Here is a 13,206-nt window from a genome sequence, read left to right on the forward strand (position 1 = left end):
GGGTATATCGCAAGATACCCATATGGGGTATATGGAAGGCTCACGAGGGGAGGCCGCATGCAAACTGAAACCAAACCCAAGGTCCTCAACAGGCTCAACCGCATCGAAGGCCAGGTGCGGGGAATCGCCCGCATGGTCGAAGACGACCGGTATTGCGTGGACCTGTTGACCCAGTTGCAGGCGGTCCGGGCCGCGCTTCATCGCGTGGAGACCGAAGTGCTGCGGGATCACCTCGATCACTGCGTGATGGGCGCCATGACCGGCGACGATCCCGAGGATCGAAAGGCCAAGGCTGCCGAACTGATCGAACTCCTGGCGCGGGCCGGACGGTAGGACCGACGGAACAAACGAGCCTGGCTGGTCGCTAATGTCGGGATCCCAAGGACCCCGTCATGAAACGCATCAGTCTCGTCCTCGCCGCCTGCGCCCTGTCGGCGGCCTGTTTCCCGCAACAACCCGAAGAGCCCGCTGCCGCCTCGCCTGAGGCGGCCGCAATGGCAGGCGGCCACGGAGAGATGGGCGCCGGCATGTCTGCGGCCGCGCCCGGCGATTCCGTCGCCACCCAGGGCTACAAAGCCTCGATGAACACGATGATGAACGAGATGCCCGCGTTCACTGGAGATGCGGACATCGACTTCATGAAGCAGATGCGCGGCCACCATGTCGCCGCTGTCTCGATGGCTCGCGTGGAGCTTGCGCAGGGCAAGGACGCCCAAGCGACAAGCCTGGCCCAGGAGGTGATCGCGGCGCAGGAGCGCGAAATCACCCTGATCGACGCCTGGCTGGCCCAGAAGGGGGCGGCTGCGGCCCCCACTGGCTGACGTGGATCAGCGCGCCGCGTGCGACGACCAATGAATGTGCGAAATCCGCCATCCACCGGCCTCGCGACGAAGGACCATGGTTTCGACCGAGAGACTGTCGATCGGGCGCCCGTTAAACATGCCTGTCGTTCGGCTTTCGGTCGCGACCCACGCGCCGTCTGCGCCGGCTCGCGCTAGCCGGCGGGAACGGATGCTGGGCGCCGCGGCCGAGAACGCCGCGTCGGCGGCCAGATGGTGCTGGGCATATTCGGCTTTCGATCGTTCAGCCCCGCCGCCCTCGAAAATCAGGACGTCGTCGGCCAGGAGGGTCAGTGCAGCGTCTGTCTCGCCGCGTTCAAGCGCAGCATGAAAGGCGTCGACGACGCTCGCGGCCGCCGTCGCCTCGGCCTGGACATCATCGACCGAGGTCGCGGCAGTCTGCACGGGTGCATGAGCGAGCGCAGGTCCGACCGATGTGATCGACAGGGAGATGGCGAGGACGAGAAGAGATTTGGCGGACGACATGGAATTCCCCCGAAGCGATGAACTGGTTTCACACGCTAGACGCCATTTTTAACGCAGGCGACCCCGGCGCTTCGCCATTCGAGGGGCTGCGTCGGTCCGTTTGACGGTCCAGAAACCCGCCGCGGTCTTATGGCGCACGACGGTGATCCGCGCTCCCGACTCCAGGCCTTGAGCGCGACGACCGCTCGGGGCTAGCGGAAGGCGACCCCGACCTTGACTCCAAGTTTTTTGAAAACGAGGGCGGCGGGACAGAATCCGGTGAAGGCGGCCTGGATCGCGTTGAGGCCTGCGAAGATCGTCAGTCCGATCCACCAGGGGTTCACGAAATGCGCCAGGGCGACGCTGGTCAGGACAACACAGCCAAGGAACAGGAATACAGCACGGTCGACGGTCATGGTCAGTCTCCAGTCAGGCCCGGCCTTGGGCCGGGTCAAGGGCCTGGCGCGTCCAGGCGACGATCTGTGGGCTCCTCAGCAGCCCGGCGGTTCGGGCGATCACCTGATCGTCGCGAAGGAGCAGCAGCGCGGGAATGCCGGAGACGCCCAGCGCCGCGGCGGCCTGGGGCTCGGCCTCGGAATTCAGTTTCAGCAGCCGGACATCGGGCTCAAGGAGCCCGGCCGCCGCGGCGAAATTGGGGGCCATGGCCCGGCAGGGACCACACCAGGGCGCCCAGACATCGACCAGCACCGCCGCGCCCCTGGTGGATGCGCGATGGACGCTCAGCCCCCTGGCGTCGACATCGACCGGACGCCCCGTGAACAGGGGGGCGCCGCAACGGCCGCATTTGGCCGCCAGCGGGTCCTTGCCGTCCGGCGTGCGGTTGGCCGCGCTACAGGCCGGGCAGACGAACTGGCGCACGGGTCAGGCCTTGATCTTGCGCAAGCCCATGACCTCCAGGGCCAGCTTCTCGTAGAAGGGCACGCTCTCGCCCCGCCTGATCTTGCCCAGGAAGTATTTTTCGAAGCCGACCTTGGCGAGGTGGACCCATTTGCCGCTCGCCGACCAGTTGACGTTACGGGGCGGGATCTGCGGCTGGGCGACGAAGGCCACGCCGCCGTCGCCGAAGTCGGCGAGGCAGAAGGCGTTCCAGGTCGCCTCGTGGGTCGGCGGCTTCCCGTCGAGAATCTCGGCCATGTTGTGGGCGATGGCGGTGACCATGCTCTCGATCATGAAGCCGGTCTTGGGGACCCCGACCGGCACCGGGGTCTTTCCGGTCGGCGCGATGGCCACACAGACCCCAAGGCCGAAGACGTTGGGATAGGTCGGATTGCGCTGGTGTTTGTCGATGACGATGAAGCCGCGCGGGTTGGTCAGGCCTTCGACGCCCCGGACGGCGGCGACGCCGCGAAACGCCGGCAGCATCATTGAATAGGCGAACGGCAGGTCATGGGTCTGTTTGATCGAACCGTCGTCCGCGATCTCCTCGACATGCATCAGGCCGGTTTCAACGGAGGCGACCCTGGCGTTGGTCACCCATTTGATGTGGCGATTGCGCATCTCGCTCTCGAGCAGACCCTTGGTGTCGCCGACGCCGTCGAGGCCGAGGTGGCCGACGTAGGGCTCCGAGGTGACGAAGGTCATCGGCACCCTGTCGCGAATCTTGCGGCGCCGGAGCTCCGTGTCGAGGATCATGGCGAACTCGTAGGCCGGACCAAAGCAGGAGGCGCCCTGGACGGCGCCGACGATGATCGGACCCGGATTCAGGACGAAGGCGTCGAAGGCCGCGGCCGCAGCTTCCGCGTGATCGACATGGCAGACCGACTGGGTGAAGCCGCCATGCGGCCCAAGACCCTCGATCTCGTCGAAGGCCAGGTCGGGGCCGGTGGCGATGACCAGATAGTCGTAGCCGACGAGGGCGCCGTCGTTCAGGCCGACCTGATTGAGGGCAGGCGAGACCTGCCTGGCGCCGACGCCCGTGAAGGCGATGCCGCGTTTGGCGAAGACCGGCGGCAGATCGACCTCGATGGCGTCGCGCTTACGCCAATGACGGCAACCCACGGGTTGGAGGGGACGAAGTGAAACCGGTCGCCCTGCGACACAACGCTGACGTCGGCCCCGTCTCCGACGGCGTCCTTGATTTCGAAGGCTGCGACGGCCCCCCCCAATCCTGCTCCCAGGATGACGATGCGGGGCCTGGCCATGGTCGGTCTCCTGAATTGGCGGCCTTGGCCGCTATGGAACGTCCGCGCTTTTGCCCGACCGCGCCTTGATCCGGATCAAGGCTGGGCAACCCCCTCAGCCCTACGGCTCGTGGGTAGTGCTTGATTGTGTATTAGTTTACGCGCATATACGCAACAACTAACCAGCAGCGGCTTCATCACGCCCAGAAACGCGCTCTCCAAGGATTTCCCAGAATGTTCGGCTCCCCCAAAACCAAGGACCTCACACCCGCCGAGCTGAAGGCCGGTCTCGATGAGAACCGGATCCTGCTCATCGATGTTCGGGAGCCGACCGAGTTCGCGGCCGAACGGATCGCGGGCGCGCTCAACGTCCCGCTTTCCTCGTTTAATCCTGAGGCCTTGCCCGATGCGGGCTCCAGAATGATCGTGATGCAATGCGCGGGCGGCAAGCGATCTGCCATGGCGGTCGATCAGTGCCGCAAGGCCGGACAGGTCATCGAAACCCATCTCGCGGGAGGACTGGCCGCCTGGAAGTTCGCAGGCCTGCCGACGGTCGCCGGTTGATCGGCGCCGGGGCGAATGGATGAATCATGGCAAGACTTCCCTTTCTGATCGTCCTGGGCGCGGCCCTTCTGCTAGGCGCCTGCGGACACCCTGAACCTGAGGTTCCGGTCGCCGAGGCCGCCCCGCAGGCCGGCCGCCTGACCCTGCAGACCCGGACCGTTGCCGATCTCAAGCCTGTCCCCGGAACGCTGACGACCCGCGACATGGCCGAAGCCCGGGCGCGCATCTCGGGGACTCTGGTCATGCTCGGCGTCAGGGAGGGGGACATGGTCCGCCAGGGCCAGCTGATCGGCCGCGTGACGGACGCCCGTCTGGCGCTTCAAACCGGCGCCTTCGACGCCCAGGTCGCCGCCGCCGCCGCCGAGGCCGGTCGCGCCGATGCGGACCTCGCGCGGACACGCAGCCTGTTCGCCCAGGGCATCTACGCCCAGGCCAGACTCGAGCAGGTCGAGGCCCAGGCCCGGGCCGCCAACGCCAACCTGACCGCGGCCCAAGCCCAGCGCGGCGCGAGTGTCGAACTCGCCGGGCAGGGCGCGATTCTTTCCCCGGCGGCCGGTCGCGTCCTCAAGGCAAAGGTCCCGGTCGGATCGGTGTTGATGGCGGGCCAGACGCTGGCGACCATCACCGCGGGGCCGATGGTGGTGCGCATCGAACTGCCGGAGGGTCAGGCGCGCGCGCTGCAGGTCGGCGACGTCGTGCAACTGGCGGCGGCGGACCTGCGGGGCGTCGCGACGCAAGGCGCGATCAGCCAGATCTATCCGTCGATCACGGACGGTCAGGTCATGGCTGACGTCAGCGCACCGGGCTTGCCGCAGGACCTGATCGGGCAACGGGTCCGCGCCCATGTCAGGATCGGCGAACGCCAGACCCTCATCGTGCCGCGGGGCTACATCCTCACGCGGTTCGGGATTGACTACGCCCGATTGGTCCGGGCGGATGGCACCCTCTCGGAGATCCCCGTTCAGACCACGGCGGGTCCCTACGCCGACACTGTGGAGGTGCTGGCCGGGCTTCGCGCCGGTGACGTGCTGAGCCCCGCCGGAGCCGCCCGATGAACCTCGGTCTTTCGGGACGGCTGACCCGGATCTCGATCCGTTCGCCGCTGACGCCGCTCATCCTGCTGGCCGCCATCGCCGTGGGCCTGCTGGCCCTGGTGTCGATTCCCCGGGAGGAAGAGCCGCAGATCAGCGTGCCGATGGTCGACATCATGGTCGCCGCCCCGGGGCTGCGGGCGGCGGACGCGGTCGAACTGGTCGGCAAGCCGCTGGAGACGATCGTCAAGAGCGTGGCGGGCGTGGAACACGTCTACACCTTCGCCGACGACAACCAGGTCATGGTCACCGCACGCTTCGACGTCGGGACCGATCCGGACACGGCGGCAGTCCGCATTCATGAGAAAATCCGCGCCAACTACGACCGGATTCCCTCCGGCATCGCCGAACCCCTGATCCAGACCCGGGGCATCAATGACGTGCCGAGCCTGGTGCTGACGCTGTCGCCCAGGCCCGGCGCCGCAGGCCAGTGGACCGACCAGGCCCTGTTCGAACTCGCCGGCAAGCTCAGGACCGAGGTCGCCAAGGTCGATAATGTCGGGCTGACCTTCATCGTGGGCGGCCGTCCTCAGGAAATCCGTGTGGAGCCGGACCCGGCACGCCTCGCCCAGCATGGCGTGTCGCTGGGCGCCCTGATGGACACTATTCGGCAGGCCAACAGGGCCTTCCCGGCGGGTCAGGTGCGCAACGGCGGCCAGGCGGTTGACGTCACTGCCGGTCAAACCCTGGCCAGCGCGACCCAGATCGGTTTTCTGGCGCTGCCCTCCGCCCGGGGCGAGGCCGTCTATGTCCGCGATGTCGCCCGCGTCATCGAGGCGCCGCGCGAGGACCAGGCCCACGCCTGGCGCTATGCGCGCACGGACGACGGATGGAGCGAAGCTCCGGCGGTCAGCCTCGCGATCGCCAAGCGCAAGGGGGCGAACGCCGTCGTCGTCTCGCAACAGGTCCTGACGCGCGTCGAGGCGCTGAGGGGCACGCTGCTTCCCGACAGCCTGGATGTGGCGGTTACCAGGGACTACGGCGCTACCGCCAACGAGAAGGCCAATGAGCTGCTGTTCCACCTGGGCCTTGCAACCCTGTCGATCGTCGTCCTGATCGGCTTCGCCATCGGCTGGCGCGAGGCGGGCGTGACAGCGGTCGTCATCCCGACGACGATCCTGCTGACCCTCTTCGCCTCCAACCTGCTGGGCTACACCATCAACCGGGTCAGCCTGTTTGCCCTGATCTTCTCGATCGGCATCCTGGTCGACGACGCCATCGTCATGATCGAAAACATCGCCCGGCACTGGGCCATGCCTGACGAGCGGACCCGAATCGACGCGGCTGTCGACGCCGTCGCCGAGGTCGGCAACCCGACCGTCGTCGCCACCCTGACGGTGGTCACCGCCCTGTTGCCGATGCTGTTCGTGTCCGGACTGATGGGGCCCTATATGGCGCCGATCCCGGTCAACGCCTCGGCGGCCATGGTGTTTTCCTTCTTCGTCGCCGTGGTCATCGCGCCGTGGCTGATGATCCGGTTCGCCCGCAAGACGCTGGTTGCCGCCGCCCCCGTTCACGGCGAGGGCAAACTCGGCGCCCTCTATCGCAGGGTCGCGAGCCAGGTGATCGGCACGCGGCGGTCCGCCTGGATCTTCCTGATCGGCGTCGGTCTGGCCACGCTTCTGGCCGGCGCCATGTTCGCGACCAGGACAGTGACGGTGAAGCTGCTGCCCTTCGACAACAAGTCGGAGCTGCAGGTCGTGCTCGACATGCCCGAGGGCACGTCGCTGGAGGTCACCCAGCGCACCCTGGCCGACGCCGCCATCATCACGCGCGGCCTGCCGGAAGTGGTCGCCATCGACGCCTATGCCGGGACGGCCTCGCCGTTCAACTTCAATGGTCTGGTGCGCCACTACTACCTTCGCAACAAGCCGGAGATGGGCGATCTGGCCGTCGCCCTGGCGGAAAAGGGCGAGCGCAACCGGTCGAGCCACGCCATTGCCCTGGATCTGCGTGAGAAGCTCGCGGGTGTGGTGCTGCCTGCCGGCGGCGTGATCAAGGTGGTCGAGGCGCCGCCAGGGCCGCCGGTCATGGCGACTCTTCTGGCTGAGGTCTATGGCCCCGACGCCCCGACCCGGCGCGCCGTCGCCGAACGGGTGAAGGCCGCCTTCCATTCAGTGCCCTACATCGTCGATGTCGACGACAGCTATGGCCAGCCGCGCCCGGGACTGCGCCTCGTGCCGGACCGGGACCGGCTGGAAGCCCTCAAGGTCAGCGACAGAGACGTCTACGACTCCATCGCCGCCGCGCTCGGCGGCCAGGTCGTCGGCTATGCCCATCGTGGCGAGGGTCGCGATCCGCTGGAAATCTCGGTGCGCCTGCCCCAGTCGGCGCGCAGCTGGGGCGAGGGCCTGGCGTCCATGCCGGTCGCCGTGTCGCAGGGCGCGGCCGGCGCACGGCTCGTGTCCCTGGGCGAGGTCGCCACCATCTCGAGCGAACCCGGCTCAACCCACATCTTCCGCCGCGACGGCCGGGACGTGGACATGGTCATGGGCGAGTTGGCCGGCGCCTATGAAGCCCCGATCTACGGCATGATGGCGGTCGACCAGATCATCCGTCAGGGCGATTGGGGGGATGTTACCAAGCCGGACATCCGCATGAACGGCCAGCCGACGGACGAGAGCCGACCGACCGTGCTCTGGGACGGCGAGTGGGAGATCACCTGGGTCACCTTCCGCGACATGGGCGCAGCCTTTGGCGTGGCGATTCTCGGCATCTATGTGCTGGTCGTCGCCCAATTCAAAAGCTTCCGGCTGCCCCTGGTCATCCTGACGCCGATTCCGCTGACCCTGATCGGCATCGTCATCGGCCACATCCTGTTCCGGGCGCCCTTCACCGCGACCTCGATGATCGGCTTCATCGCCCTGGCCGGCATCATTGTCCGGAACTCGATCCTGCTTGTGGACTTCATCCGTCACAGCCAGACCGGGGAGCGGTCCCTGCGCGAAGTCCTGCTGGACGCGGGCGCGATCCGCTTCAAGCCCATCGTGCTGACCGCCGCAGCGGCCATGATCGGTGCGGCGGTGATCCTGACCGATCCGATCTTCCAGGGTCTGGCGATCTCGCTTCTGTTCGGCCTGGCCTCATCGACCCTGCTTACCGTCCTGGTGATCCCGGCCATCTATATCGTCCTGCGTGACGACGGCCGTCCCCTGGCCCCGGAGGAAAACTGACATGAGCATGGCAATCGACTTCGGCATCGCTACCGAGCAGGTGCGGCCATGCGCTGTCTCCTCGAACCCGCAGGACGGCGGAGCGTGGCTTGATCGTGTATGCGCATCTTCTACAGTAAGCCGATGATTACGCTGACAGTTCACCCTTCGCGGAATGACCTTGGCGGGTTCGAGGACTGCGTCGAACCTGCAGCGCGCCTGTTGAAACTGCTGGCGAGCGAACAACGGCTTCTGCTGTTGTGCCGGCTCGTCGAGGGCGAGGCGTCGGTTGGCGACCTCGCCAACCATGCCAGGCTGGCTCCGTCCGCAGCCTCGCAGCACCTGGCCAGGATGCGGGCCGAAGGTCTCGTCGCCACCCGGCGCGATGCGCAGACGATCTACTATCGGCTGGATGATCCTTCCGCGCTCCGCGTGCTGCATACGCTTCGGGACATTTATGGCGGCGAGCAGGACGCCCCTGAAGGTTCGGCAGGCCCCCTTTAGGCGGATGAGGTTTTGGTCTCGATAGACATTGACCTGAATCAAGGGACGCCTGGCCGCGTGGGTCCAGGGTCAGCCGGCGAGCACTCCCCAGCCGCATATCGGACCTGAATGCATTGGCAATCCGCTGGCCCGGCCTCGACGATGCGGAGGCGCGACGTCGCCTTGTAGAGTTTGGGCCCAACGCTCTGAGCCCGGTTCGCGGTCGAAGCGTATGGCGCATCATCAGCGCCACGCTGCGCGAGCCGATGTTTCTCCTGCTCGTAACGGCCTCCGGCCTCTACCTTCTGTTGGCAGATCTGGCCGAAGGCCTCTTCCTCACCCTGGCCGCCGTCGCCACCGTGGGATTGGTTGTGGTCCAGGAGGCCCGAAGCGAGCGCGCCCTGAAAGCCTTGCGCGATCTGTCGGAACCGACCGCCCGGGTGATCCGCAACGGCGTGGAACGGATCCTTTCGATCACGGAGCTTGTGCCTGGCGATATCGTTCTTGTCAGCGAAGGTCAGCGCCTGCCCGCCGATGCCGAGCTGGTCGGGGGCGACGTTCTGAGCGTGGATGAATCGGCGCTGACCGGCGAATCCGCGCCGATCAGCAATGCGATGACGGCGGCCCGGACGGGAGAGTCACCGCCACTCGCCGATGACCTGGGCTCGCAGCTCTTTGCCGGGACACTGGTCGTGGCAGGGCAGGCGGTCGCATGCGTGACGAATACGGGCCCAGGAACCGCGCTGGGCAAGATCGGGGCCTCGCTGGCCGGCATCGAGAGCGGACCGACACCCTTGCAGAAAGCCGCCGGACGCCTGGTCAGCGGGTTCGGAGGGCTCGCCATCCTGTTCTGCGGGGCCGTGGTCGGCGCCTATGGATGGTTGCGCGGCGATTGGGTGGAAGCGGCGCTGGCCGGCATCACGGTGGCGATCTCGCTGATCCCCGAAGAGTTCCCGATGGTCCTGGCCGTCTTTATGGCGCTCGGAGCCTGGAGACTGGCGGGTCACAAGGTGCTCGTCAGGCGCGGAGCCGTGATCGAGACCCTGGGCGGCGCGACCATCCTGTGCGTCGACAAGACCGGCACCCTGACGGAGAACCGGATGACCGTGGCCAGGCTGTCCGCCGGCGGACGGTTTTGCGACCCCCGCGAGGGCGAGTTGGTGCCACTCGCCGCAGCGCTGCTGGAAGCCGCCGCCCTGGCGAGCGCGGTCCATCCGACAGATCCGATGGATCGAGCCGTCCGGACACTGTGCCCGGTCGCCGGGGATCGGGCCGCGCTTTCATGGAGTTGGCCCCTTGAGGCCGGCCGAATGGCCGTCGTGCAGCAGTGGGCCTTGGCCGACGGCACGACGGTCGCGGCCGCGAAGGGCGCTCCGGAAGCTGTGTTCGGCCTGTGTCGGCTGTCGCCCTCCGACATCGCGGTGGCGCGCAAGGACCTGGACATCATGGCGGCCGAGGGGCTGCGCGTGCTGGCGGTCGCCTCCATCGAAGGACCGGACGCGGGCTTCGCTGAAACGGGCGAGGCGACATTCGCGTTTCTCGGTCTGATCGGCTTCCTCGACCCGGTCCGCACCGATGTGCCCCGGGCTCTGCGGGAGGCCCGGCAGGCCGGCATAGCGGTGGCGATGATCACCGGCGACTATCCCGCGACGGCGATGGCGATCGCCAGCCAGGCGGGCATTGATGTCGAGGGCGGCGTCCTGACGGGCGCGGAAATCGTCGGCCTGGACGCCAGCACGCTCCGCGAACGGGTCCGCACCATCCGGGTGTTCGCCCGCGTTCAGCCCGATCAGAAACTGGCCCTGGTCGAGGCGCTGAAGGCCGACGGCGAGGTGGTGGCGATGACCGGGGATGGCGTGAACGATGCGCCGGCTCTGGAGGCCGCGCACATCGGCATCGCCATGGGCAAGCGGGGAACGGACGTCGCCCGCGAAGCGGCCGACATCATCCTGCTGGACGACAGCTTCGCCTCCATCGTCGGCGGTGTGCGTCTGGGGCGGCGGATCTTCACCAACCTGCGCAAGGCCCTGACCTTCGTGGTCGCGGTCCATGTGCCGCTCGCCGGCATGGCGCTGCTGCCGATCCTGCTGGGGGCGCCTCCGCTGCTGTTTCCGGTTCATGTGGTGTTTCTCGAACTGGTCATCGATCCGCTCTGCTCGCTGGTGTTCGAGGCCGCGCCCAGCGAGAGGAACGCGATGAGGAAGCCGCCCCGGAACCCGAAGGCCGCGCTGTTTGGGGCCAGGCAGATCGCCTTCGGCGCGCTCCAGGGCCTTGTCATCCTGGCGGCGGTGCTCGCCTTCTATCTGTGGTCCCTCGATCAGGTCGCAGAGACCGAGGCCCGGGCCGCGGCCTTCCTGGGGCTTGCCCTGGCCAACATGTTGCTGGCTCTGGTCGATACGGCCTCGAGCGGCGTGTCGCTGTTCGACCCGCATCGCAGGGTGTTCTGGATGATCCTGGCGATTGCGATCGCCGTCCTTTCCATCGCGATCCTTGTGCCGCCAGTGGGCGATCTCTTCCGTTTCGACACCCCGCCGGTGAGCATCCTCGGCGCGGCGGTCGGCGTCGCCCTCGCGGCCGGCGGTTGGCCCGCGCCCGCGCGGTGGCTTGCGTCCCGCCTGGCTCGCCCTGGGCGACCTGCATGGGACGCCTTGAGTCCCGGCGCGCGCTCAGGTCGGCGATGACCGCCCGGACTGATCCATTTCAAGGCGATCGGCCGCGCGCCGACCCCTTGGCGCGGCGTCTGCTCCGACTCCCGGCTTCACGACGGCGTCTGGCTGCCGTTCGCGGGCGAGGAGTCATGGAAAAGGCCGACCGGCGCGTTCATCTACTGGCAGGACCCATACCGGGACCTGGGAAAGATCACTTCATGACGGACCATCGCATCGCCAGCGCCGGACACCGGGCCAAGGTCATGTCGGCCGAGGACGCCGCACGCCTGATCGCGCCCAACACGACGGTGGGGCTCAGCGGGTTCACCGCTTCGGGCTATCCGACGGCAGTCCCTTTGGCGCTCGCCGCCCGGATCGAGGCCGAGCATGCGGCGGGCCGGCCCTTCAAGCTGCGGATCTGGACGGGCGCCTCGACCGGCCCGGAACTGGACGGCGCCCTGGCCAAGGCTAACGGCATCGAGTTCCGGCTGCCCTACAACTCCGACCCGACCTGCCGCGACCGGATCAATCGCGGCGAGATGGCCTATTTCGACATGCATTTGAGCCAGGTCGCGCCGATGGCCTGGCAGGGTTTTCTCGGGCCGCTGGACACGGCGATCATCCAGGTCACGGGCATCCGCGAGGACGGGGCGCTGATCCCGGCCTCCTCGGTCGGCAACAACAAGACCTGGCTGGACCGGGCCAGCCAGGTGATCCTGGAGGTGAACCGGTGGCAGAACCCGGAGCTTCTGGGCATGCACGACATCTACTACGGCACGGCCCTGCCGCCGAACCGGGTGCCGATCCCGCTGATCCGCCCGGGCGACCGCATCGGCGAGCCCTGTTTCCGCTGCGACCCGGACAAGATCGTGGCCATCGTCGAAACCGACCGACCCGATCGCAACGCCGGCTTTACCGCGCCCGGAGCGGACGATCTGGCCATTGCCGGCCACCTGCTGGAATTTCTCGAGCACGAGGTGTCGAAAGGGCGTCTGCCGCCTTCATTGCTTCCGCTGCAGTCGGGCGTGGGCAATACGGCGAATGCGGTTCTCACCGGGCTGATCGACGCGCCGTTCGACAATCTGAGCGCCTATACCGAGGTCATCCAGGACGGGATGCTGGCGCTGATGGACAGCGGCAAGCTGAGCATGGCCTCGTCGACCGCGCTGAGCCTGAGCCCCGAGCTGACCGAGCGCGTCAATCGCAACATGGGCGACTATCGCGACCGCATCATCCTGCGGCCGCAGGAGATCAGCAACCACCCGGAGATGATCCGCCGTCTGGGCGTTATCGCCATGAACGGCATGATCGAGGCCGACATCTACGGCAACGTCAACTCGACCCACGTCATGGGCTCGCGCATCCAGAACGGCATCGGCGGCTCCGGCGACTTTGCCCGCAACGCCTATATCTCCATCTTCATGAGCGCCTCGACGGCCAAGGGCGGCAAGATCTCGACCCTGGTGCCCGCCGTCTCCCACGTCGATCACATCAATCAGGACGTCCAGGTGATCGTCACCGAACAGGGTCTGGCCGATCTTCGCGGCCTGTCGCCCAAACAGCGCGCGCGCGTCGTTATCGACACCTGCGCCCACCCGAGCTTCCGTCCGGCGCTGGAGGATTATTTCCAGCGCGCGCTCAAGGGCTCCTACGGCCTGCAGACGCCGATGCTGCTGGACGAGGCCCTGTCGTGGCATGCCCGGTTCGTCCGGACCGGCAGCATGGTCGGCGGTTGAGCGAGACCCGGGCGGGATCGAGGTCCGGTTCGGGGCGGTCCGGACCCATCCTCGCCGCGGCGAGGGTCCGGGCGCGGGCGGTGCAGA

General features: G+C 67.3%; 12 protein-coding genes. 8 read left to right on the top strand and 4 right to left on the bottom strand.

All coding sequences use genetic code 11. The features are described 5' to 3' along the window. Positions 1–57 precede the first annotated feature (57 nt). Positions 58–333 carry a metal-sensitive transcriptional regulator gene (locus ACP7A5_RS04065; RefSeq protein ID WP_426040708.1) on the top strand — a complete coding sequence of 92 codons (276 nt, stop codon included), beginning with the start codon at positions 58–60 and terminating at the stop codon, positions 331–333. A gap of 59 nt (positions 334–392) precedes the next feature. Further along, on the top strand, positions 393–821 hold the full coding sequence (locus ACP7A5_RS04070) for a DUF305 domain-containing protein (protein WP_426040709.1): 429 nt from the start codon (positions 393–395) through the stop codon (positions 819–821). 6 nt (positions 822–827) lie between these two features. Here the strand turns inward: ACP7A5_RS04070 and ACP7A5_RS04075 are convergent, their stop codons facing one another. The 4 genes from ACP7A5_RS04075 to ACP7A5_RS04090 all read right to left on the bottom strand — a co-directional run bounded on the left by ACP7A5_RS04075 (position 828) and on the right by ACP7A5_RS04090 (position 3,323). Continuing rightward, the gene (locus tag ACP7A5_RS04075; RefSeq protein WP_426040710.1) at positions 828–1,325 is read right to left on the bottom strand and encodes a YybH family protein; all 498 of its coding nucleotides are present in this window, start codon (positions 1,323–1,325) and stop codon (positions 828–830) included. A 191-nt stretch (positions 1,326–1,516) separates the two neighbouring features. Beyond that, positions 1,517–1,720, bottom strand: a complete 204-nt coding sequence (locus tag ACP7A5_RS04080; protein WP_425987453.1) for a YgaP family membrane protein — start codon at positions 1,718–1,720, stop codon at positions 1,517–1,519. 13 nt (positions 1,721–1,733) lie between these two features. Beyond that, positions 1,734–2,183, bottom strand: coding sequence for a thioredoxin domain-containing protein (locus ACP7A5_RS04085; RefSeq protein WP_426040711.1), 450 nt, complete (start codon positions 2,181–2,183; stop codon positions 1,734–1,736). A 3-nt stretch (positions 2,184–2,186) separates the two neighbouring features. Next, positions 2,187–3,323 (bottom strand): NAD(P)/FAD-dependent oxidoreductase, encoded by a 1,137-nt coding sequence (locus ACP7A5_RS04090; protein WP_426040712.1) that lies wholly within the window; start codon positions 3,321–3,323, stop codon positions 2,187–2,189. Positions 3,324–3,679: 356 nt separating this feature from the next. On the opposite strand from ACP7A5_RS04090, the gene ACP7A5_RS04095 reads away from it, so the two are divergent. From ACP7A5_RS04095 to ACP7A5_RS04120, 6 genes are all read left to right on the top strand, one after another. After that, complete coding sequence (locus ACP7A5_RS04095; RefSeq protein ID WP_426040713.1) at positions 3,680–4,009, top strand: rhodanese-like domain-containing protein; 330 nt, start codon at positions 3,680–3,682, stop codon at positions 4,007–4,009. Positions 4,010–4,035: 26 nt separating this feature from the next. Continuing rightward, on the top strand, positions 4,036–5,064 hold the full coding sequence (locus ACP7A5_RS04100; RefSeq protein WP_426040714.1) for an efflux RND transporter periplasmic adaptor subunit: 1,029 nt from the start codon (positions 4,036–4,038) through the stop codon (positions 5,062–5,064). Then, positions 5,061–8,273, top strand: a complete 3,213-nt coding sequence (locus ACP7A5_RS04105; RefSeq protein ID WP_426040715.1) for an efflux RND transporter permease subunit — start codon at positions 5,061–5,063, stop codon at positions 8,271–8,273. Before ACP7A5_RS04100 ends, ACP7A5_RS04105 begins: the two co-directional genes overlap by 4 nt. 99 nt (positions 8,274–8,372) lie before the next feature. Then, positions 8,373–8,756 (top strand): ArsR/SmtB family transcription factor, encoded by a 384-nt coding sequence (locus tag ACP7A5_RS04110; RefSeq protein WP_426040716.1) that lies wholly within the window; start codon positions 8,373–8,375, stop codon positions 8,754–8,756. A gap of 113 nt (positions 8,757–8,869) precedes the next feature. Next, the gene (locus ACP7A5_RS04115) at positions 8,870–11,416 is read left to right on the top strand and encodes a cation-translocating P-type ATPase (protein ID WP_426040717.1); all 2,547 of its coding nucleotides are present in this window, start codon (positions 8,870–8,872) and stop codon (positions 11,414–11,416) included. Between the two features lie 185 nt (positions 11,417–11,601). Next, the gene (locus ACP7A5_RS04120) at positions 11,602–13,119 is read left to right on the top strand and encodes an acetyl-CoA hydrolase/transferase family protein (RefSeq protein ID WP_426040718.1); all 1,518 of its coding nucleotides are present in this window, start codon (positions 11,602–11,604) and stop codon (positions 13,117–13,119) included. Positions 13,120–13,206: the final 87 nt, after the last annotated feature.

The sequence above is a fragment of the Brevundimonas sp. TWP2-3-4b1 genome (assembly GCF_049897665.1).
GTDB lineage: Bacteria > Pseudomonadota > Alphaproteobacteria > Caulobacterales > Caulobacteraceae > Brevundimonas > Brevundimonas subvibrioides_B.